The organism is Neobacillus mesonae (assembly GCF_001636315.1).
Classification (GTDB): Bacteria; Bacillota; Bacilli; order Bacillales; family Cytobacillaceae; genus Neobacillus; species Neobacillus mesonae.
In genome coordinates this window covers 3,250,043-3,271,018 of sequence record NZ_KV440949.1, presented here as the reverse complement: position 1 = coordinate 3,271,018, position 20,976 = coordinate 3,250,043, and the positions used below count along the sequence as shown (strand labels likewise).

The following is a 20,976-nucleotide window of genomic DNA, read 5'->3' as shown; positions in this document are numbered from 1 at the left end:
AATTTATAAGGAGACGGAACAATGTGGTTTGCATTTGCACTATTAACAACTTTGGCTTGGGGAGGTGCTGACCTATTTTACAAAAAAGGCACCGACAGCGATGATAAGTACAGCCATTTAAAAATTGTCGTTATGGTTGGTCTGGTCATGGGCATACACGCCACTGCCTACATGCTTTTTAAAGGACTGACATTTGACCCCATTGATTTAGTCAAATACCTGCCTGTATCGGCTTTTTACATATTATCAATGGCGATTGGCTATATTGGTTTAAGATACATTGAGCTTTCCATTGCCTCCCCGGTCCAGAACTCTTCCGGAGCGATTACTGCGATTCTACTGTTTATTTTTTTCCCGCGGGAGCTTGGGGTTATACATATTGTTGGAGTGGTAGTTATCAGCTTGGGCGTAATTGGACTGGCTGTTTTAGAAAAAAGAGCAGTAACAGAAGCTCTTAAAGCGAGCAACGTACAGATTGATAAAAAATACCAGATTGGTTTCTTAGCGATTACATTCCCGATTTTATATTGTATTCTTGATGGGCTTGGGACTTTTGCCGACGGAATTTATTTGGACGAGCTACAGCTTATTAGTGAAGATGCTGCGTTGATTGCCTATGAGTATACCTTTCTTATTTGTGCTGTGGTGTCTTTTGTGTTTCTTAAGGGTGTTAAAAAGGTGCCATTTAACATTTTTAGTGAACGTGACAAAGGGTGTGCGGCAATTTTGGAAACAGCCGGGCAATTCTTTTACGTGTTCGCCATGGCGAAAAACGCTATTATTGCTGCACCGCTGATCGCATCCTACAGTATTGTGTCGGTGATCCTGTCGCGTATCTTTTTGAAGGAAAAATTAAGCAGACTGCATTATGTCGTGATTGTGATTGTGATGATTGGGATTGCGCTGCTGGGGTTGGCGGATGAATTATAAAATAATACTGCCTTAATATTGTCAAAGTTTAATGGTTTTGCAGCCTTTTTGCAGTGATAAAATAGTAGTAGGAAGAAATAAATTCCATTGCTAAGGGGAGTGAAAACATGTTAAATATGTTTTCTAAAATCGTTGTACCATATGATAATTCCGAGTTAAGCAAAAAGGCTTTGGACACAGCCATTACGCTCGCAAAACAAGACAACAGTATTAAGTTGGATGTTATTACTGTAGTAAATTCAAATTATACGGCCTACCACTACGGTGTATATGCAATCGATCCGATACGTAAAACACAGCTCGAGGAAGCAAACAAAATGCTTAAAGATGTAGAGCAAGAGCTGAGTGAACTCCCAAATCAGACAAATACACACCTAATCGAAGGCAGCCCTAGTGCTTCAATTATTGACTTCATTAATGAAACACAGGCAGACCTCGTGGTGATGGGAAGCCGTGGATTAAGTGGATTGAAAGAAGTATTCTTAGGAAGCGTTAGTCATTACGTGGTTCAAAAATCTCCATGTCCTGTGTTTATTGTAAAATAAATAGATTAAAGTTTAAGAAAGATTCAAAACAGTGCCTTCAGATTAATGCAGAAGGCACTGTTTTTATATGCAAAAAAAGCAGCCCCATCTATTTCTCTTAGCGTAGGACTGCCCTTTTAAATACTTACTTCTGATATTTCGACAACTTTGACGTAATACTCCCCGTTTTTCTCTCCTGCGGTTTGGCTTTCAGACTCGAAGCCCAAGGTATTTTCGACTCATAATTCTGAGTAAACTCCTTACTTACTAAGTTTTGCAACCGATCCTTGTTTTTCTCAAGCGTTTCCTCTATAGCAACCATCCTACGGCTTGGGAATGGAAGCCCCGCCAAAATCGTAGTTATGGTCGGATCTGCTTCGGTAATGTAGGTTCCTTCAAACAATTCTAATGGCTCCCCGACAGCCTCAAAAATGGCAGGGACATTTATTAACTTTGCCATTTTTTCCGATCCTTCATAAATTAAGCCAGCGCGAATGACACCTGCAGATTCAACCGGGCAAAAAATGGAATTAAGCCAGGATTGCTGCACTTTACTTGCCACCTCAGATGTGGTCTTTGCATCTGTGATTGCTGCCGATGAAATAATTGTTACTCCTCTAGTCGCCAAAATATTCATCATATCAGTTTCATCAAAGTTTCCGTAAAAAGAGCTTTTCCGGGTTATTTGCAGCACATGGTTAATGGCTTCCATGACCTGTTGATTAGAGGATAGATAGATTTGATGTTTGCTGGATTGTGGGTTTAATTTTCGCATTTGGTCATTGTCAACTAGGAAGACCGAGGAAAGAGAATCAATTCTAGAGATCTCCGTGATACATTCAGTTGCATTAATTCGGTTACCAGCTAGGACATTGCGATCAGGAACAACCGCTATTGCACCTACGTTGACACCTGGCATATTATCCAATAACAGGTCAATAAGTAATGGGCTCATTCCCGAGCCAGTACCGCCGTCAGTAGAAAAAGCCACTAACAAAAGCTTTATGTTTTTGAAAGATTTCTGCACAAAGTCAATGAGTTCTCGGTAATGTTCATTAACCGCCTTTAATCCTATAGACCGATTTTGACCAGCTCCATTATATCCGGGGACAAAGAATTTTCTTTCGACCTTTGTATTGACTATGCCGTCCCTCTGGTTCGTGTTAATTAGAGCGGTTTGAAAGCCCATGGTTGCTGCAATTTGGGCAATATTGCCGCCCGCCTGGCCCACCCCCAAAACGCCGATTGTTTTCATCATATCACTTCCTTTCTTACTAAAATAATACTCATGTTTTATCAAATTAGACTTTTACATTAGAAATTTGTACATTGACTCCTTGTGTATCATTGTAAATTGATATCAACGCTTTTTTTATAATTCTTAAAATCAACATATTTTAAGAATGGCAAGTATATTATAGTATGGGTAAATTAACCTATTTATTGAACTTTAAAAATTCGAGGGTGTGATGTGGGATGAAAACGGCTCAGACAACAGCCGCAATTGAAGAGCTTTTTCGAAAAACCGTAAAGAAAGATTCACAGATATACAATGCTTATATGTTAGTTAATTCCGAAAAACATGATATCTATATAAATATGGCTGAAGGTTCGACTGGCAGCATGCCTGCCAATCCGCAACAGCCATATTATATTGCCAGTGTCAGCAAACTGATTTCAGCAGTTCTTACTAGTATTTTAGTAGAAAAGGGCATAATTTCTTTTGAAGATCCAATCGCTCGGTATTTGGAACCCGATCTCCTAGAAAACTTACATGTTTATAAAGGAACGGATTACACCAATGATATTAAAATAAAACATTTATTGAACCATACCTCGGGGCTGCATGACTTTTTTGAGGACAAACCCAAACAAGGTAAATCGTTTGTCGATCTTATCCTTGAGGAACCATCACGTTCTTGGACGGCTAAAGAGGGAATTATTTGGGCAAAGCAGCATCTAGAACCACATTCCCCTCCCGGAAAAGGATTTCACTATTCCGACACTGGCTACCATCTTTTAGGGTTAATCATTGAGAAAGTAACTGATAAGCCTTATGGCGAGGTGCTTCGTGAGTATATTTTTCAACCGCTGGAGATGAAACACTCTTATTTGGTCTTCTCTGAACCAATTGAAAACAGCGACACCCCTTTGGCCCACTTATATCTAAATAATATTAATATCACCGATTATAAATGCCTTAGCGTTATGCATGCTGGCGGTGGTATTATTTCCACAAATGAAGACCTGCTCAAGTTTATGAAGGCATTGGTCCGGCACGAACTAATCAGCGAAAGCACAATTGCAAAAATGAAGCAGAATTGCAGTAAGTTTTTCATCGGAATTGATTACGGCTATGGGGTAATGAATTTTAAAACGATTCCGGTCTTAATGCCGGAAAAATATAATGTGTGGGGGAATGCAGGCTCAACAGGGACATTTATGTTTTACCACCCGGCTACGGAAACATACTTAATCGGTGGACTGAATCATTTCCGCCTGAATCGAAAAGGAATTAAATTAATGCTTCAAACGATTGATCGAATTCTTAAATAGAGTCAGTCCGCGGTATGCGGACTGACTCTATTTAAATGATTTAATTCTATTGCGTTTTTCGAATATTCCTACTGCCTGCTTAAAAAGGCCTTTGTCCGTTCAAATTGAGGATTCGAAAACATTTCAGCTGGATGCCCGGATTCGATGATTTCCCCATTATCCATGAACATGACCCGGTTTGCTACCTCTTTGGCAAATCCCATTTCGTGAGTGACAACAATCATTGTCATATGCTCCTGCGCCAAGCGCTTCATAACCTGGAGGACCTCGCCTGTCAGTTCTGGGTCGAGTGCGGATGTAGGTTCATCAAACAGCATAATTTCCGGATTCATCATCAGTGCCCTGGCAATTGCAACCCGCTGCTTTTGCCCCCCTGATAAATTTGCAGGGTAAGCATTCGCGCGGTCAATCAAGCCAACCTTTTCTAAAAGGTCTGTACTGCGGCTTTTAATTTCCGCCACCGACTCCCTTTTTACTAATCGAGGAGCAAGCTCAAGATTCTCCTTAACCGTTAGATGGGGAAATAGATTAAAATGCTGGAATACCATCCCCATCCTTGTTGTAATCTGCTTGATTTCCTGAGGTTTGGAATAAACTCCATCCTTAACCAAATAATCATCGCCAACTCGAATACTGCCGCCATTTACTTCTTCAAGATGAACAAGGCTGCGGAGCATTGTACTTTTTCCGGAACCCGAGGGACCGATCACGGCGACCACATCGTTTTTATTCACATCAAAACTGATTTGTTTTAAGACATCCAGCTTGCCATACGATTTTTTCATATTTGAAACTTCAATAAACGCCACATTCCTCACTCCTTCCTATTCAAATCTGAAGCGCCGTTCAATCCATTTAAACACCAAGGTCAATAAAAGTGTCATTATAAGATAAATAATTCCGGCAACCACAAAAGGAACAATGGTAAAGTCGCGGTTAACGGCCGTTTCGGCAAAGTGCAGCAGTTCCGGTACCGCCACTGCATAAAGCAGCGCCGTATCCTTGACTAGCGTTACCGACTCATTCGCCACCGCCGGAAGGGCAATACGGAACATTTGCGGCAAAATAACCCGTGTTGTCATCTGCCATTTATTTAATCCGAGGACTTGAGAGGCTTCATATTGTCCTTTATCGATTGCAAGCAGACCGCCGCGGAAAATCTCCGCAAAGTAAGCGGCATAATTTAAAATAAATCCAAGACATGCTGCGACAAAGCGGTCCAGCACCAAATATTCTCCGATTACCGGCAGCATCGGCAGGCCAAAACAGATAAATAATAGCTGCAGCAAGAGCGGAGTTCCCCGCATAACGTAAATATATGCCTGTGCCAGCCAAGAAAGCGGCTTAATGGGGCTTCTGACTGCAAGCGTTAATAAAAAGCCAAGCGGAATGGACACAACAATGGCAATAATGAACAAAAGAACCGTCATTTGTGCCCCTTGAAGCATCGGCTTTAAAATCTGAGTGATATATTCTAAAGACATAAAAGGATTCCTCCAAAAACAAAACAGGGTTTCCCATGGAAATCCTGCTTTGCCTTATATAGATATTAGTGTAATACCTTATTTTCTCCAAACCATTTTTTCGAGATTTCAGCAGCCGTACCATCTTGATTCAATTGATCAAGTGATTTCTGCAGCTTTGTTAGTAATTCCTCGTTCCCTTTTTTCACACCAATGCCGTATTCTTCAGGTGCAAGGGTTTCATCAAGTACTTTAAATGTATCTTTTTGTTTTGACATGTAGTAATCAATGACAACCTCATCAATTACGACTGCGTCCAAGCGGCCGCTTTTTAGATCATTTAATGCAAGTACGTTATCTTTAAACTCGGTTACTGTTTTAATTTTTGACTTAATTGGGTTTGCATCCAAAGCTTCGGAAGCAGATGATAGTGACTGCAGGCCAACAGTTTTGCCCTCTAAATCAGCAAGTTTTGTAATGTTTGAACCAGCTTTTGTCACGACTACTTGAGCATTTTTTAAATAAGGCTTTGTAAAAAGAACTTTCTTCTTTCTTTCATCGGTAATAGTATAACCATTCCAAATCAGGTCAATCCGGCCGCTGCTTAGTTCAGACTCTTTTGTGCTCCAGTCGATTGGCTGGAATTTTGCTTCTAGGCCCATTTTTTTTGCGGCTGCCTTTGCATAATCAATATCGAAGCCGACAAGATTGTTCTTTTCATCCCGGAAACCAAGTGGCGCGAATTTATCGTCTACCCCAATAACCAATGTTTTACCTTTTTCCTTCGATCCTGATGTATTACTTGAGCAGGCTGTAAGTACGGAGAATACAGCTGCAATTATTAAAACGAAAGTTGCTATACGTTTCATGTGAATTGAGCCCCTTTTTGTTAATTTACTTTAGTGCGTTACCATATTATCATGCTAGCATATTATAACACTATAATGTTTTAAAAAACAATAGATTCTTATGTAAATAAAAAGAGCCTTTTCCACTAATGAACTGCACCCCAATTGTTAGACACAACTAACAATTGGAGGTGCAGTTTTTTATGACTAAATATTCTTTAGAAACCAAACTAGAAGCTATTTATGACTACCTTGAGGGGGTAGAATCCTTTAAAGATATAGCTGGAAAATATAGTGTAAATATTACGATGTTAAAAAAATGGGTAGCTAAGTATCGTGAACATGGATTAGCAGCTTTCCACAAAACATATACAAACTATCCAGTAGAGTTTAAAATGGACGTACTAAATTATATAAACGAGATGGGAGCGTCCATCGATGAAGCAGCTTTAGCATTTAACATTCCAGCCTCTACAACAGTCGGGAATTGGAAGTGTTTATTTGAAACTCAAGGGATTGACGCTCTTCAACCAAAGACAAAGGGGCGTTCATCCATGAAAAAAGAAACAAACAAAGCTCAACCGGCGGAAGGATCTGAAAAAGCGTTACGCGCTGAAATTGAGCGTTTACGTATGGAGAATGCCTATTTAAAAAAGTTGAGTGCCTTAATTCAAGAAAAAGAAAAATTACGGAACAAGACAAAGCGCAAGTAATATATGAATTAAGGCATGAATTTAAAGTTATCGATCTAGTAAAGGTCGCTGGTATTGCGCGTAGTACCTATTATTACTGGATTAAACAAATGAATCGTCCAGATAAATATAAGGAAGTCAAAGAACTAATTAATCATATTTTTGAGGAACATCAAGGACGATATGGATATCGTCGTATCACGTTGGAATTACGTAATCAAGGATTACAAATTAATCATAAAACTGTTCGCCGCCTGATGAATGAAATGGGATTAAAATGTCTTGTACGCATGAAAAAATATCGTTCATACCGTGGGCAAGTAGGTAAAATTGCCCCTAATATTTTGGAGCGTGAATTTAAAGCATCAAAGCCTAATGAGAAGTGGGTAACGGATGTAACAGAATTCCACCTACATGGAGAGAAGCTATATTTATCCACCATTCTAGATTTATACAACGGGGAAATCATCGCTTTTAACACAGAAAAGCGTCCTGTTTATCCACTTGTTTCAAAAATGCTGGATAAAGCTTTTAAACGTCTAAATGACGGAGACACCCCCATCCTCCATTCTGATCAAGGTTGGCATTATCAAATGAAGCAGTACCAACATGCTTTAAAAGAACGTGGGATTACTCAGAGTATGTCACGTAAGGGGAATTGTTTAGATAACGCAGTCATGGAGAATTTCTTTGGCTTATTAAAGTCTGAATTACTCTATTTAAAAGAATTTGAGAGTATGCAGCATTTTAAAGTAGAATTAGAGAAATATATTTATTACTATAATCACAAACGGATTAAGGCAAAATTAAAAGGCATGAGTCCGGTTCTATACCGAACTCATGCCCAGGTAGCTGCCTAAATTTCAGTGTCTAACTTTTTGGGTTCAGATCATAATGGAAAAAGGCTCCTTTTAATAGACTGGTATTCTAAATAATTATTGATTAAAGGCGTTCTTTCCGCCAACGATTGGCAATGTAATTTCGCTCCGTGTTGGAATCACAGTAATTTTTGTACCTGCTTCAGGGCGGATGGTGTAATCAAAATCGCTGGAGATCAAAACAACGCCGATACGGTGTCCGGCTTTAAAGATATAGTCCTTCGGCTCCATTGCCCACTCGAAGGTGTAATCTCTTCCCGGCACAAGTGATTCCGAACGATCAGCCGAATGGAGGTTTTGCGGATCGACCCAGCCGCGTGAAACTATGACAGGATTTCCGCTGCTATAGTCCACGAGCAAGGCTGTTAAGTTCGCAACTGGACGGTCAATGCTGGCACGAATACTCACTTTAGGTGTTCCGCTGATCCGAACATCCCCGGTTAATTCCTGTGTTAAATAGGCTAGGCGGTTCGGGGAATTTGAATCCGGATTGGCTATTAATGTATTTGCCTTTGTTTTCGGAGCATCAATAATCGTTTGATTATTGTGCGGCTGATTTGGAACCGGATTTAAAACCATTGCCCCTAAATCATTTCCGGTGCCCGTTAAATGAAGTTTTGTAGAAACAGTGCCTGGTGCAGGCCAGCTTGCTTCCTTAGTCCATGATCTATCTTCACGTTGGATATCAACTGCCGGCTCAGTCATAACGCCGTTTTCTATCCCGTATAGGTAATAGTCAAACCATTTATTTTGTAATTGCGGCCAGTTATTTCCGGACGGGCCTGAATGTCCGCCCTGATGCAGCCATAATCGGCGAGGGACATTATTTTCCCCTAATGCTTCCCACCACTGGGCAAACTGCTTCGTCTTCACGTTCCAGTCATTCAGCCCGTGGACAACAAGGACACTTGCCTTTATTTTATCAGCATCCTTTACATAATCACGGTGTGCCCAAAACTCGCTGTAATCCCCTGTTTCACGATCTTGATCACGTTTAAGCTCGGCAATAACATCTTTACAAACCTGCGGATTTATGCGCGTTAATACTGCTTCCGCCATATTATCTGTGTCTTCACCTTGGTATCCGCCTGGGGCGATAACGGCTCCGTTAGCACGGTAATAGTCATACCAGCTGCTGATAGCCGCTACTGGAATAATAGTCTTCAAGCCGTCAACACCAGTTGCCGCTACAGCATTTGGCAATGTTCCATTGTAAGAAGTGCCAGTCATCCCGACATTCCCAGTCGACCAATCGGCGGCGACCTCTTTTCCATCCCCGGTAAACGCCTTCGCACGGCCGTTCAACCAATCAATAACAGCTTTTGTCCCAAGTATTTCCCGTTCGTCGCCTGTTGTCGGACAGCCATCGGATTTCCCCGTCCCGATACTTTCTGCAAGAATGACACCATAGCCACGAGGGACATAGTAATTTCCTAATGAACCTAGATTGGCAGCTTGTCCTTCTGCAAGAGCATACGGCTTGCCGCCGCGGCCAAAGCCGTTGCCGGGATGAGAAACAGGATTTAAGTCAACATCGACATTAAAGACAGGAACATTTAGAATACCGGAGCGATACGGACTCATCTCATAAATGACAGGCACCTTAACACCCTGATCTGTTTTCGGACGATAGACTTTAATCGAAACACGGTCGCGCTTACCATCTCTATCACTATCAATCTCTGTTTCGACAAACAAGTTTTCTACAATCGCATCATCGGTAGAGTAAATCGGTTTCGTCATGCCATTTTCCAGTTCAATTTTTGTAGCGTCTGAGGCTGTTTCCGGTATTAACCCGTTAAGCGGGATTCCCTTCCATTCCGTCCCCTTTCCAGTGACATAAGATTGGACTGCCTGACTCTGCTTACCTTCAGCATTTACCGTCCATGGATTTGCGCTTGCCAGTAATGATAGTGAAAGAACAGAGCACAAACCTGCGGATAAGACCTTTTTCCTCACGATTTTTCCCCCTTTTTCTATTAATAATGGTTCACACCAATACCTATTATATAATTGAATATTCGAAATTCTTATAAATTTTATCCAAAATATCAAAACAGGAGTTAAGACCTATTCAAGAACTAGTCCAAAAGGATTAATAGGTTTATTGAAAAGGTGTTCCATGGGCCATGGAGGCACCTAATGGAAGGATTATTTCCATCCGAAATGGTATAATCCATTTTAATTAGACGTTAGGGGGATTTGATTGTGAGTACGGTATATGATTTTTCAGTAAAAACGCCTGACGGTGCAAAGAAAGATTTAAGAGACTATGAAGGAAAGGTGCTCGTCATCGTCAATACCGCCAGCAAATGTGGATTCACCCCACAGTTTAAAGGGCTGCAACAATTATATGAACAATATAAAGAACAAGGTTTGATGGTCCTTGGATTTCCGTGCGCACAATTCAATAATCAGGAGTTTGAAAACATCAAGGAAACCACCGAGTTTTGTCAGGTAAACTATGGTGTTACCTTTCCTATGTTTGCCAAAATTGATGTAAATGGAAGAGATGCTGACCCGCTGTTCAAATTTTTAACTGAACAGAAAAAGGGCATTCTTTCGAGTAAAATAAAATGGAACTTTACCAAGTTTTTAATCGACCGTAATGGGCAGGTTGCCGAGCGTTACGCCCCGACAACGGATCCGAAGAAAATCGAAGCAGATGTGCTAAAATTGTTATAAATCATTTTAGTAGAGGCGCGATTTATATGTTTTTAAAAGAAAAGGTACAGGCGCTTCCCTTATCACCCGGAGTTTATCTTATGAAGGATGCTAATGGCAGCGTCATCTATGTGGGAAAGGCGAAGAATCTTAAGCGGCGGGTCCAGTCTTATTTTCAAAATTCGCAGGCCCATTCGAAAAAGGTAGAAAAGTTGAGACAAAATATAAAAGATTTTGATGTGATTCTAACGGATACCGAATTTGAAGCCTTCATGCTGGAATGCCGCCTTATCCATGAAATAAAGCCATTTTTTAATCGGCAAATGAAGAATCCGCAGCTTTATGCTTTTATCAACGTCCATATGGAGGACAACTATCCAAGGATTGAAGTGTCCAATGGCCCCTGCGCAAATAAAGATTGCTTGAGATTTGGCCCTTTTAAGAATAGAAATACGGTGGAAATGGCTGTTGTTGGATTAAAAGAGTTTTGCAAAATTCTATGCAGCAGCTCTTCTAAAACACATTCCCCCTGCTTGAACTATTCCTTGGGCTTATGCATGGGTATTTGTCTCGGTGATTCTGCGGCCGGACAGTATAAGATGATGATTAACAAGATCATTGCGTTATTAACAGGCGAAGATTTGGAGATTCTCGAGGGAATGAAACAAAAAATGCTGCATGCTGCCGAGAATTTCGAGTTCGAAACCGCAGCAAAGTACCGCAACTTTTTGGAAGCCATCCATTCTTTGCTTTACAAGGAAAAGGTCATTGAGTTTACGGAAGAAAATAAGACCATTGTGATGGTTGAATTTTTAACCGATCGTTCGTTTAAACTATTTCTTATTAAAAGAAGCAAGATTTTATTTGGTCAAAAATATGAGCTTGGAAATGTTGAGGAACTGATTCCCACAATCAAGGTACATTTGAAAGATCGGTTGACGGCTGATGATCCAAGTTTACCAAACACAGTCAGTAAAGAAGAAATCGATGAAGCGCAAATTATCTATAGCTACTTAGAAAGCGGCAAGTGTATCTATCGGGAGATTTCGGAAAAATGGCTTGTTTCCGAGGAGACGGTGCTGGAAGATGTGCTTAGGGAATTATTGCGGTAAATAGAGCGGGTCTCGTGTTTCCTCACCTTTTAATGTCAGCTTAAGAAAATATTAAGGATTCTCCTTTATAGTTATGGTTAATACTAAAGATATAAGGGAGGATCCCAATGAAAAATAAGCTTCAAGGATATTTTCCTATCATTATAGCAGGTCTGATATGCATTGCATTGTTGGCTTTTTATCTTTATTATGAGCCTTTATATCATCAGCTTGATCATGAAAAGTTTAAAGGCGATGATGACGAAGCTGGCGGGATTTTTAAATTATTGGGAAACGGAGCGATTATTGTTGGGACGCTTAGTTTTTCATGGTATTTATTAAAGAAAAAATTAAAATCACCGTTTAAGTACGTAAAAATTGCAGCAAAGAAGGTATTCAGCTTTCATACTTATTTTGGCTGGGCTGCATTGGCGCTTGTTGTTATACATGGCGGCTATTATTTAATTACTGATTTCAAAAAACCCGATAATCTCACAGGAGCGGCCGCTTTGGTACTGTTGCTTTTCCTGGCAGGCTATGGGTATTTGCTTAACCGGAATAAAAAAGGGAAAAAGAAATTGCGTTCTGCCCACTTTATTCTCAGCATCATGTGGATTGCCGCAATCCTAATTCACGGCGGCGGGTTTGTTATCGGATGCGGAGTGGCATTAGGGGTATTGTTTCTTGGGGTTACGTGGCTTGAGAGAAGAAGTACTGCGACGGCTTAGTCTTAAGGACACAACGAGGCTTGTATAGCCGGAATTTGTCTTTTATATGGCTTCTTAAGGACAAAACGGGGCAAGCAAACATGGAAACTGTCTGTAATAAGGTAAAAAAGGCATTTCACTAAAAAGTGAAATGCCTTTTTTAGTTAAACTTTATTTAGGGCACCTAATGAAGCGGGAGAACCGCCGCCATGCGTCCTTATGTTCCGCAGAATGTGCGGTATGGTGGGTTTGTTGGTGCCGGTAACGTACAATAGTCGGCCTGTTCTGGTGTGTGTGCGTATGGGTTTGAAAGAACATTAAGCAGTCGTTCCATTACACCGTAGTCCTCTTGATTGACTGCAGCTTCCAACGCTTCTTCTACCCGATGATTTCTTGGAATAACAGCAGGGTTGGAGTTCTTCATTAACTGATATGAGTCTGCTTTTGATTCGTCCTGCCTGCTTAGTCTGGTCTGCCAGCGTTCCCGCCACTGAGAAAATTCTTCCGTGCCTAATAATCCCGTTTCCTCATGTCTGTCAAAGGTTACCGCACGAAAGGTATTGGTATAGTCTGCACGGTGCTTTTCCATCAACTTCAGCAGGTCCTCAATTAAAGATTCGTCCTCATCTTCTTCATTAAATAACCCTAATTTTGCCCTCATTCCTACAAGCCAATTTGCTTGATACAGCTTACCATATTCTGAAATGGCATCCTCAGCTAATTTGACGGCTTGCTTCTCATCTTCATCCAACAGCGGCAAGATAGCTTCAGCGAATCGGGCAAGATTCCAGCCGCCAATATACGGCTGATTTCCATAAGCATAACGGCCCTGAACATCAATCGAACTGAATACTGTAGCCGGGTCATAGGTATCCATGAAGGCGCAAGGACCATAATCAATTGTTTCCCCGCTAATAGTCATGTTGTCGGTGTTCATGACCCCGTGGATAAAGCCTACAAGCTGCCATTTGGCAATCAGTGAAGCTTGACGCTTGATCAATTCCTGAAGAAATGCCAGATATTGATTCTCGGCACCGTTGATGTCAGGATAATGGCGTTCTATTGCATAATTAGCCAAAGCCCGAAGATCCTGGTCTGTGCCCCAATTTCTAGCATATTCAAACGTACCCACACGTAGATGGCTGGCAGCGATTCTAGTCAAAATAGCCCCAGGCAATTCAGTTTCACGGTAGATGGATTCACCGGTTGTTACCACCGCCAAGCTTCGGGTGGTAGGAGTGCCAAGCGCATGCATAGCTTCACTGATGATGTATTCACGCAACATCGGTCCAAGAGCAGCGCGCCCATCACCGCCGCGTGAGTACGGTGTTCTACCTGAACCTTTCAGCTGAATATCAAAGCGTTCGCCTGAAGGGGTGATTTGTTCGCCAAGAAGCATTGCTCGGCCGTCCCCTAGCATCGTAAAATGACCGAATTGATGCCCTGCGTAAGCTTGAGCTAAAAGTGAGGCACCTTCGGGGATTTTATTGCCCGCAAAAACTGCTGTTCCTTCTTCGCTATTTAAGGACTCAGGATCAAATCCAAGAGACGCTGCCAATGGTTCATTAAGAATAATTAATTTCGGCGAGCGAACAGGCTGTGGATTCTGACTCGAAAAAAAGGATTTCGGCAGACGGGCATAACTATTATCAAAGTTCCATCCTGGGTCTTTTCCCATCGTATCAGCTTCCTCTTTATTATTTTTCTCTATTTGTCTTCCCTTAATAAGTATTCATTTCCTTCCTGATCTTGAAATGAAAACATGGTGCCAAATGGCATTCTTAGCATTTCACCGACTTTTACTCCATTTTGTTTCATTTTCTTATACGCTGATTCTATTTCTGTAGTGCTAAAAAGAATCGATGGATGTGCTACCTTAGACGGCTCATGCTGTTCCATTGCTTCCTTAGAATAAAGGACTAAAGTGGTAAATTCATCTTCACTTGGTCCGACTTCAATCCATGAGAAATCCGGTCCCATTGGCTGCTCCATTTTTAAAACAAAACCAACTTTATTTATCCAAAAATCCTTAGCCACTTCTTGGTCTTTTACATAAACAGTAATTTTTCCAATCTTATTAATGATCATGTAAATCTCCCCTTCTTTATGCTTAACCTAAAAATAGTTTATCAACCCAAAATACCAAAAGCAATTTCAGGGTCATAAAGCATGGGGACGGTTCTCCTGCTTCCTTTCAATGAAGCAGAAGAACCGTCCCCATGTCTCTTACTTAGATACATATGTTACATAATCGGCGAGTAGTCTGGCGCCGAAGCCTGTTGCGGATTTTGGGTAGTATCCCGTTTCTTCGCTTTCCATTACGCCGGCCATGTCCACGTGGAGCCAGCGGCAGGATTCAGGCACGAAGCGGCGCAGGAATAGTCCCGCTGTGATCGACCCTGCTTCTCCTTTGGAGCTGATATTGCAAAAATCAGCATAATCACTTTTTAAATATTTCTCATATTCATCAACTAACGGCATCGGCCAAATAAAATCGCCATTTTCCCGGCCGATTTGTTTCATTTCAAACGACAGTTGTTCATCACCGAAAACCCCTGCCATTTTTGAACCAAGGGCATTATGAATGGCTCCAGTTAATGTTGCGATATCAACAACGTATTGAGCATTCCATTCACCTGCACGTATTAAACCGTCAGCTAAAATTAAGCGTCCTTCCGCATCCGTGTTGCCGACCTGAACCGTTTTGCCATTTTTATAACGAATAATTTCACCTGGGAGCACCGAAGTATTATCAGGTGAATTTTCAACGATTGGAATAAGGGCCACAACATTTACTTTCGCTTGTATTGCTGATAAAAGTTTTACCGCACCGGTAACGGCGGCTGCTCCGCCCATATCCATGCGCATATCACTTAAATCCCTGCCGCTTTTTAAACTAATTCCGCCTGTATCAAACGTTACCCCTTTGCCAACAAGAGCAACCAGCGGCTTTGACCCATCAGTCTGGTATACAAGCTCAACAAAGGCCGGCTTGTATTTACTGCCGCGCCCTACCGTTAAGACGCCGTTCATTTCCAGCTCCTCCAGCTTCTCTTTATGAAATACATTTACTTTGACATCTGTACCCGCAAATTCCTCTGTTAACATGGCCGGGAAGGTCTCTGGATTCAACACATTTGGAACTTCATTCATTAAATCGCGGGAAAATGCGGCTGCCGCAGCACGGATTTGCCCAGCCTCAATAGATGATTTAACATCCGCTCCGCCTCTGACCTGCAATTCTGTTTTAAAAGCACATTCTTCTGATTTGTATGTAATAAATTTATATGAACCCAAATGCCAGCCTTCAACAAAAGCCGCTACAGACTTTCCTGCGTCTAAATTTGAGAATTCCTTCGTCAAATCTTCCACTTGAATGACGGCTTTTTCTACTTTACGATTACATAATTCACGGGCAATCGCTCCTGCAGTCATTCTAATCGTTTCATACGACTTTTTCTCTTCCTCACACTCCTTCACAGCAACAACTAATTCACCATCAAGAAACAACGTAGTAAAAGCTGCTGAACAATTCTCCACAAACTGTTTCACCTTACCATCAGATTGAAAACGCAAATCACTCGAAAAAACAACCAAAGCTCCCATCGACATAAAAATTCCCCTTTCAACATTCATCACCATATATTTCGCCATTCGAAGAGAAAATCCTTCTTAATGTGACACGGGTGAGACACGGGGACGGTTCTTGTGCTTCATTCAGGTATCTAACTATTTCGTCCCCATGTCTCAATTGACGAAGGACGAATTGTCCACAAATGAAGCCTTATTTTCTCTCATAATTCCGATTTACCAGCTATATATTTATGGAGTAAACAAATTAGAATAAAGGGGAGTTTATTTGTGCTGACATTAAAATCAGGGGAAACCGCAACTCTTTCCGGAACTTACATTGAAGTAGGACATGGCGGCGGCGAAGTGAAAAGGGCTCAGCGTGTAGAGGTCAAGAAAGGGGAGAAATTACCTGAATTAAAACCATACACAGTAACAATTGAACATAAAGGCAAAAAGAAAACCAGGAATCGTCAACATCGCTGGCAGTTAGTAAAATAGGCTTAAAAGGTTTGCGTGAAGCACAGGAGACGAATTCTTGTGCTTCCACTATTTATTGCAGGATAGTACATAGGCAGGCGGAAGATTGAGCCATACCTTTTTAGCTCTTATGCTCGGAAAATACTTTTGGATAAATGTTTTTTTCACTAATGAATATTGGAAGGTTATAAACTTCCCCCTAGGTGTTAGTGAATTTCTGACGTTTTGTAAAATTCGTTTGGATACACCGGATGGTAAAGATGTAAATGGCAATCCGGATAGTACATAATCGGTTGCAGCCAGATTTAGCTCACCTAGATATTTCCTTATATTTTCTGCGGACCCGTGAATAACATGGACACTTGTATCATTTGCGTATTCCTTCCGCAGGCGTCTGACAAACGTTTCATTAATTTCAATAAGAATTAATAGGGTGCTCTTCTTTTTCCATTTCATAATTTCCTTTGTGAACGAACCTGTCCCAGGGCCTAATTCTACAATCGTTTTCGCTTTATTAAAATTAATTACATCCACCATTTTCCTTGCCAATTTCTTAGAGCTAGGAGCCACCGCCCCCATACTTCTAGGATGTTTGATAAATTCATTCAAAAATGAAATCATTTGCATTTCGCTTCACCTCATACTTTGAGTATGACTTTAGTATAAGGAGAAACCTTTAAAAAAAATGAAGGAATTTATTAAGTTTTTATTAAAAAGCATGTCCCCCTGCCTCATTACAAGAACATTGAGGCAGAAGAACCGTCCCCATGTTTCATTAACCGCAAAAAAGAAGCATGAGAGCCCATGCTTCTAGGATGATGATTCGTATTCTTTTTTGCCTCCGAGCTGGAAGCCTAGGTTGCCGTTGTATTTGCCTACTTTTCCGCCGACATGTGCGCCTAATCCGTGTCCTCCGCCTAAATGGCCGCCAGCTTGAACACCTAAGCCATGCTGGCCGCCTAATTGTCCGCCGGCATGAAGGCCAAGTCCATGCCCGCCTCCCAACTGGCTTCCCGCTTGAACACCAAGGCCTTTTTGACCTCCTAAAGAACCAACCGCATGCATATCCAGACCATGTCCGCCTCCTAGCTGACCACTGGAATAAACACCTAGACCGTGCTGTCCTCCTAAATGTCCGCCAACATTATATCCAACTCCATTACCGCCACCTACATGTCCATTCGCATAAAGACCAGCCAACTGACCGCCTGTATGCCAGTATCCTGGGGGAGGCCCCCCGTAATAGGTTGCAGGATATGGGTATGTGTATTGATAGTAGGACGGAGAATAAGGATTAGGTCTGTAATTATACATATAAGGACCTGCCATTGTGTAAAAACCTCCAATCTTATACACGATAGTCTATGCATGGCTAACGCAGCATGCTACCAACTTACGGTTGGTTCAAGAATTGTAATTTTATTATTCCTAGAGTCAAGATTAATATTGGCACCGATAGGGATGGTTGTTTTATATACTCCATGTGATGTGGTTAGATTTTTTATTAATGGCTTCCTAACGGTACTAAAAAATCATGAATTACATCGTCCCAGCTCTTACCGTATGCCTCTATACAATCGGTACATTCGCCGATGATAATTCCGACAACCTGAAATCCACTCTTCTCAAGAGTAGCTACGGCCTGATTTATATACTCAGATGGATAAGGACTAGCTAGAGTAACAATCCCAACTGTATCTCCCCGTTGTAATGCTTTTGGGCGTGTTGCCATAATGTCCCTCCTTAGTATCAATTTCTTCTATGCATATGTATTTTGGGACTTTATGGTTTATGTTCCGCCTCATATTTTTTTCAAAAAACCCGCAAAATACCGAGCTTTAATCAGAAATATACAGTTACAAACCTCTAAAAAAGGTTAATCCTTACCACTTTTAAAATAGTGGAGAACTAACCCTTTTTAAGCATAAACTATTACTTATATTCAATTACATCTGCTAAGAAATTCTCTTAGTTTTAAAAGCCGGAATAAAGCAGGAGAACCGTCCCCATGCTCCATTATTTAAGTGATGTAGTCTGAAGAAATTCCTTTGTGCGTTCTTCCTTGGGATTGTCAAAAAATTCTGCCGGGCTATTTTTTTCAATGATTTTTCCTTCATTCATAAATACAATGGAATCAGCGACCTCGCGTGCGAAGCCCATTTCATGTGTAACAACTACCATGGTCATACCCTCATCCGCAAGCTCCTTCATTGTCGCTAATACTTCTCCAACAAGCTCAGGGTCAAGAGCGGAAGTCGGTTCATCAAAGAGCATTATATCCGGTTTCATCGCAAGCGCCCTTGCAATCGCTACACGCTGTTTTTGTCCGCCGGATAATTTACTTGGATATACATCTGCCTTATCCTCGAGCCCTACTTTTTGAAGCAGTTCCATCGCTTCATCTTTAGCTTGGCTTTTGGGAATTTTCTTTACTATAATCGGGGCCTCGATGATATTTTCCAGCACGGTTTTATGAGGGAATAGATTAAAATGTTGAAAAACCATTCCCACCGTTTGCCGAACATGGTTGATGTTGTGAGTATCTGGTGATACCTTTTCCCCGCGGATAAAAATACTTCCTCTGTCTTTCTTTTCTAAAAAATTCAGACATCTAAGCAGTGTACTTTTCCCCGAGCCTGAAGACCCTACCAAACATACTACCTCGCTTTCGTGGACAGACAACTCAATATCCTTTAATACGTGCAAACTGCCAAACGATTTATTTAAGTTTTCTATTTTAATCATTTCTTTACTATTCATCTTAGCTCCTCCTAGCGATCACTTATGGCTAATTTCTTTTCCAGCAGACTCACAATCAACGTTAACAATGCAACTAGCACCAAGTAATAGATTGCAACGATTAATAGATAGGTCATTTCATCAAAATTATTCGACCCTAACGTTGTTGCCACATTAAATAGCTCATTCATGGAGATGAAGGCTGCCAATGATGAATCTTTTAGCCCAATAATAAACTGATTTCCAAGCGGCGGCAGTGCTCTCCTGAAAGCCTGCGGAAGAATAATCCGGCGCATCGCAGTACCTCTGGTCATCCCAAGGGAACGGCCAGCTTCCATCTGCCCTCTATCCACCGACTGGATGGATCCGCGGAAAATTTCCGCAATATAGGCACCATTATGAAACGCAAGAGCAAGAGCGGCGGCCCAAAAGTCGGGAATTAGAAAAATTCCGCTGAAGCCAAAATATAGAACAAAAATCTGGACAATGAGCGGTGTTCCTCGTACAAGAAACACATAGGCGTTTGATATGTATTCTAGTATTTTTATTCTTGATATTTTTAATAAAGCAAAAAACAAACCAAATATAATACCAATTAGGATCGATACGATTGTAAGTTTTAAGGTTAGTAATGTTGCATCCAAGAAAAGTTCCTTGCTGCTAATAAACGTCTGAAAAAAATGCGAAAAACTTGGCAAGTTAACAACTTCCTTTCTTCAAAAAAAAATCATTCTATTATTCTGGTTTTTTGGTAATATCCTGCCCAAAATACTTTTGGCTGATTCGGGCAAGTGTTCCATCATCACGAAGCTTTTGCAGTGCTTTATTGATTCGTTTCAAAAGTTCTGGATTGTCTTTAGGCACAACAATTGCCTGTTCACTTCGCTCAATTAGCTGCTGACCTTTAATCTTAAACCCTTCCTGCTGCGAACTTTTCCCTGTGACAAAGTCGGTAATCACAGCGTCATGGCGGCCCATACTAAGTGCCTTTAATGCTGTAATATCACTGTCATACATTTTGAGATTGCTCGTATACTTTCCGGCAACATCCGCATATGTAGAACCCTTCGCAACGGCTACTTCTTTGCCTTTTAAATCTTCTACCGTTTTTATGTTGCTGTCAGGTCGTGTAAAGATTTGTGGTCCTGAATAATAGTATGGCGTGGAAAATGCAACATGTTTGGCACGATCGGGGTTAATGGTGTGGCTGGCAACAGCAGCATCTGCCCTGCCTGTTTTAATGCCCTCTATGAGCCCTTTAAATTTCATTCGTTTCTGGACTGGCTTCAGCCCTAGTTCCTTTCCTACAGCATTCCCTACCTCGATATCAAAGCCCGTCATGGACAGGTCATTGTTTAAATAGCTAAAGGGTTTAAATTCACCGGAAGCTGCAAAAATAAACTTTCCCTTGTCTATCAGCTTTGTCCCGTCTGAAAGCTCTTCCTTTTGAGCACAGGCAGTAAGTGCACTAAGCAGAAACAAGCTTAATAGACAAAATATGTATTTGATCCTCATACTACAATTTCTCTCCTCCCATTTTCACTTGATACCTTTATATACCCAACTTTTCTGGTTTTTTATCATTTTAAAAAAATAAAAAACTGGACAAGCCTTTAGCTGTCCAGCCAAGAAAAAAGGTTTTCAAGTGTTTTATTTACGTTTTTCAAATGTTTTACAAGCCGTTTCCTCAACTTTGTCCGCTTCCCTGCTGCCATGATGTCCAACCACATAAATGGAATCCGCTATACATCGGTCTCCTTCATCCCAATATTTACAATCTTCCACATTGCATTTTACTTCTAATTTCAAGGATACCAACTCCTTTATATTGTTT

At 41.1% G+C, this 20,976-nt stretch carries 23 protein-coding genes; 8 read left to right on the top strand and 15 right to left on the bottom strand.

The window, feature by feature from the left end; translation table 11 throughout:
- The first annotated feature begins 21 nt into the window (after positions 1–21).
- Both A6749_RS15345 and A6749_RS15340 read left to right on the top strand, forming a co-directional pair.
- Positions 22–930: an EamA family transporter gene (locus tag A6749_RS15345; RefSeq protein ID WP_066391228.1), complete on the top strand. Its 909-nt coding sequence runs from the start codon at positions 22–24 to the stop codon at positions 928–930.
- A 107-nt stretch (positions 931–1,037) separates the two neighbouring features.
- Positions 1,038–1,475, top strand: coding sequence for a universal stress protein (locus A6749_RS15340; RefSeq protein WP_084797847.1), 438 nt, complete (start codon positions 1,038–1,040; stop codon positions 1,473–1,475).
- Between the two features lie 124 nt (positions 1,476–1,599).
- Here A6749_RS15340 and A6749_RS15335 read toward each other — a convergent pair whose 3' ends face one another.
- Positions 1,600–2,709 carry an FtsZ/tubulin family protein gene (locus tag A6749_RS15335; protein WP_066391225.1) on the bottom strand — a complete coding sequence of 370 codons (1,110 nt, stop codon included), beginning with the start codon at positions 2,707–2,709 and terminating at the stop codon, positions 1,600–1,602.
- A 221-nt stretch (positions 2,710–2,930) separates the two neighbouring features.
- On the opposite strand from A6749_RS15335, the gene A6749_RS15330 reads away from it, so the two are divergent.
- Positions 2,931–4,010: a serine hydrolase domain-containing protein gene (locus A6749_RS15330; RefSeq protein ID WP_066391219.1), complete on the top strand. Its 1,080-nt coding sequence runs from the start codon at positions 2,931–2,933 to the stop codon at positions 4,008–4,010.
- Between the two features lie 68 nt (positions 4,011–4,078).
- On the opposite strand, the gene A6749_RS15325 is transcribed toward A6749_RS15330, so the two are convergent.
- The 3 genes from A6749_RS15325 to A6749_RS15315 all read right to left on the bottom strand — a co-directional run bounded on the left by A6749_RS15325 (position 4,079) and on the right by A6749_RS15315 (position 6,342).
- Positions 4,079–4,819, bottom strand: a complete 741-nt coding sequence (locus tag A6749_RS15325; RefSeq protein ID WP_066391217.1) for an amino acid ABC transporter ATP-binding protein — start codon at positions 4,817–4,819, stop codon at positions 4,079–4,081.
- Between the two features lie 15 nt (positions 4,820–4,834).
- Positions 4,835–5,494, bottom strand: coding sequence for an amino acid ABC transporter permease (locus A6749_RS15320; RefSeq protein ID WP_066391214.1), 660 nt, complete (start codon positions 5,492–5,494; stop codon positions 4,835–4,837).
- Between the two features lie 65 nt (positions 5,495–5,559).
- A complete protein-coding gene (locus A6749_RS15315) occupies positions 5,560–6,342 on the bottom strand; it encodes an amino acid ABC transporter substrate-binding protein (protein WP_066391207.1) in 783 nt (260 codons plus the stop codon).
- Between the two features lie 182 nt (positions 6,343–6,524).
- Between A6749_RS15315 and A6749_RS27695 the strand changes: the two genes are divergently transcribed.
- Positions 6,525–7,873 (top strand): IS3 family transposase gene (locus A6749_RS27695; protein WP_153042994.1). Its coding sequence is split into 2 segments (ribosomal slippage): positions 6,525–6,969 and positions 6,969–7,873, totalling 1,350 coding nucleotides; the frame shifts between segments, so codons are not numbered across the junction.
- Positions 7,874–7,948: 75 nt separating this feature from the next.
- Here A6749_RS27695 and A6749_RS15300 read toward each other — a convergent pair.
- Positions 7,949–9,850 (bottom strand): Xaa-Pro dipeptidyl-peptidase, encoded by a 1,902-nt coding sequence (locus A6749_RS15300; RefSeq protein ID WP_066391205.1) that lies wholly within the window; start codon positions 9,848–9,850, stop codon positions 7,949–7,951.
- A 249-nt stretch (positions 9,851–10,099) separates the two neighbouring features.
- On the opposite strand from A6749_RS15300, the gene A6749_RS15295 reads away from it, so the two are divergent.
- The 3 genes from A6749_RS15295 to A6749_RS15285 all read left to right on the top strand — a co-directional run bounded on the left by A6749_RS15295 (position 10,100) and on the right by A6749_RS15285 (position 12,374).
- Positions 10,100–10,576, top strand: a complete 477-nt coding sequence (locus A6749_RS15295) for a glutathione peroxidase (protein ID WP_066391203.1) — start codon at positions 10,100–10,102, stop codon at positions 10,574–10,576.
- A gap of 26 nt (positions 10,577–10,602) precedes the next feature.
- Positions 10,603–11,667, top strand: a complete 1,065-nt coding sequence (locus A6749_RS15290; RefSeq protein ID WP_066391201.1) for a GIY-YIG nuclease family protein — start codon at positions 10,603–10,605, stop codon at positions 11,665–11,667.
- 107 nt (positions 11,668–11,774) lie between these two features.
- On the top strand, positions 11,775–12,374 hold the full coding sequence (locus A6749_RS15285; protein ID WP_066391199.1) for a hypothetical protein: 600 nt from the start codon (positions 11,775–11,777) through the stop codon (positions 12,372–12,374).
- Positions 12,375–12,570: 196 nt separating this feature from the next.
- Here A6749_RS15285 and A6749_RS15280 read toward each other — a convergent pair whose 3' ends face one another.
- The 3 genes from A6749_RS15280 to A6749_RS15270 form a co-directional block, all read right to left on the bottom strand.
- Entirely contained in the window at positions 12,571–14,031 is a 1,461-nt protein-coding gene (locus A6749_RS15280) for a protein adenylyltransferase SelO (protein WP_066391197.1), read from the bottom strand.
- Positions 14,032–14,060: 29 nt separating this feature from the next.
- Entirely contained in the window at positions 14,061–14,441 is a 381-nt protein-coding gene (locus tag A6749_RS15275; protein WP_407937510.1) for a VOC family protein, read from the bottom strand.
- Between the two features lie 138 nt (positions 14,442–14,579).
- Positions 14,580–16,007 carry a leucyl aminopeptidase family protein gene (locus A6749_RS15270; RefSeq protein ID WP_236719674.1) on the bottom strand — a complete coding sequence of 476 codons (1,428 nt, stop codon included), beginning with the start codon at positions 16,005–16,007 and terminating at the stop codon, positions 14,580–14,582.
- Positions 16,008–16,214: 207 nt separating this feature from the next.
- Between A6749_RS15270 and A6749_RS15265 the strand changes: the two genes are divergently transcribed.
- On the top strand, positions 16,215–16,424 hold the full coding sequence (locus tag A6749_RS15265) for a YjzC family protein (protein WP_066391194.1): 210 nt from the start codon (positions 16,215–16,217) through the stop codon (positions 16,422–16,424).
- 48 nt (positions 16,425–16,472) lie between these two features.
- Here the strand turns inward: A6749_RS15265 and A6749_RS15260 are convergent, their stop codons facing one another.
- The 7 genes from A6749_RS15260 to A6749_RS15230 form a co-directional block, all read right to left on the bottom strand.
- Complete coding sequence (locus tag A6749_RS15260) at positions 16,473–17,030, bottom strand: class I SAM-dependent methyltransferase (protein WP_066391190.1); 558 nt, start codon at positions 17,028–17,030, stop codon at positions 16,473–16,475.
- A 183-nt stretch (positions 17,031–17,213) separates the two neighbouring features.
- On the bottom strand, positions 17,214–17,732 hold the full coding sequence (locus A6749_RS15255) for a hypothetical protein (RefSeq protein ID WP_066391186.1): 519 nt from the start codon (positions 17,730–17,732) through the stop codon (positions 17,214–17,216).
- 175 nt (positions 17,733–17,907) lie between these two features.
- Positions 17,908–18,135, bottom strand: coding sequence for a hypothetical protein (locus A6749_RS15250; RefSeq protein WP_066391184.1), 228 nt, complete (start codon positions 18,133–18,135; stop codon positions 17,908–17,910).
- Between the two features lie 284 nt (positions 18,136–18,419).
- Positions 18,420–19,163 (bottom strand): amino acid ABC transporter ATP-binding protein, encoded by a 744-nt coding sequence (locus tag A6749_RS15245; RefSeq protein WP_066391183.1) that lies wholly within the window; start codon positions 19,161–19,163, stop codon positions 18,420–18,422.
- A gap of 11 nt (positions 19,164–19,174) precedes the next feature.
- Positions 19,175–19,840, bottom strand: a complete 666-nt coding sequence (locus A6749_RS15240) for an amino acid ABC transporter permease (protein WP_066391177.1) — start codon at positions 19,838–19,840, stop codon at positions 19,175–19,177.
- A 37-nt stretch (positions 19,841–19,877) separates the two neighbouring features.
- On the bottom strand, positions 19,878–20,657 hold the full coding sequence (locus A6749_RS15235; RefSeq protein WP_066391176.1) for a transporter substrate-binding domain-containing protein: 780 nt from the start codon (positions 20,655–20,657) through the stop codon (positions 19,878–19,880).
- Between the two features lie 135 nt (positions 20,658–20,792).
- Entirely contained in the window at positions 20,793–20,951 is a 159-nt protein-coding gene (locus A6749_RS15230; protein ID WP_066391171.1) for a DUF1540 domain-containing protein, read from the bottom strand.
- Between the last annotated feature and the right edge of the window lie 25 nt (positions 20,952–20,976).

What these genes read in the sequence shown, in the direction of transcription:
- A6749_RS15345 (WP_066391228.1), top strand. Translation starts at nt 22, where the DNA reads ATGTGGTTTGCATTTGCACTATTAACAACTTTGGCTTGGGGAGGTGCT.
- A6749_RS15340 (WP_084797847.1), top strand. Translation starts at nt 1,038, where the DNA reads ATGTTAAATATGTTTTCTAAAATCGTTGTACCATATGATAATTCCGAG.
- A6749_RS15335 (WP_066391225.1), bottom strand. Translation starts at nt 2,709, where the DNA reads ATGAAAACAATCGGCGTTTTGGGGGTGGGCCAGGCGGGCGGCAATATT.
- A6749_RS15330 (WP_066391219.1), top strand. Translation starts at nt 2,931, where the DNA reads ATGAAAACGGCTCAGACAACAGCCGCAATTGAAGAGCTTTTTCGAAAA.
- A6749_RS15320 (WP_066391214.1), bottom strand. Translation starts at nt 5,494, where the DNA reads ATGTCTTTAGAATATATCACTCAGATTTTAAAGCCGATGCTTCAAGGG.
- A6749_RS15315 (WP_066391207.1), bottom strand. Translation starts at nt 6,342, where the DNA reads ATGAAACGTATAGCAACTTTCGTTTTAATAATTGCAGCTGTATTCTCC.
- A6749_RS15290 (WP_066391201.1), top strand. Translation starts at nt 10,603, where the DNA reads ATGTTTTTAAAAGAAAAGGTACAGGCGCTTCCCTTATCACCCGGAGTT.
- A6749_RS15285 (WP_066391199.1), top strand. Translation starts at nt 11,775, where the DNA reads ATGAAAAATAAGCTTCAAGGATATTTTCCTATCATTATAGCAGGTCTG.
- A6749_RS15280 (WP_066391197.1), bottom strand. Translation starts at nt 14,031, where the DNA reads ATGGGAAAAGACCCAGGATGGAACTTTGATAATAGTTATGCCCGTCTG.
- A6749_RS15275 (WP_407937510.1), bottom strand. Translation starts at nt 14,441, where the DNA reads ATGATCATTAATAAGATTGGAAAAATTACTGTTTATGTAAAAGACCAA.
- A6749_RS15270 (WP_236719674.1), bottom strand. Translation starts at nt 16,007, where the DNA reads ATGGCGAAATATATGGTGATGAATGTTGAAAGGGGAATTTTTATGTCG.
- A6749_RS15260 (WP_066391190.1), bottom strand. Translation starts at nt 17,030, where the DNA reads ATGCAAATGATTTCATTTTTGAATGAATTTATCAAACATCCTAGAAGT.
- A6749_RS15255 (WP_066391186.1), bottom strand. Translation starts at nt 17,732, where the DNA reads ATGGCAGGTCCTTATATGTATAATTACAGACCTAATCCTTATTCTCCG.
- A6749_RS15250 (WP_066391184.1), bottom strand. Translation starts at nt 18,135, where the DNA reads ATGGCAACACGCCCAAAAGCATTACAACGGGGAGATACAGTTGGGATT.
- A6749_RS15245 (WP_066391183.1), bottom strand. Translation starts at nt 19,163, where the DNA reads ATGAATAGTAAAGAAATGATTAAAATAGAAAACTTAAATAAATCGTTT.
- A6749_RS15235 (WP_066391176.1), bottom strand. Translation starts at nt 20,657, where the DNA reads ATGAGGATCAAATACATATTTTGTCTATTAAGCTTGTTTCTGCTTAGT.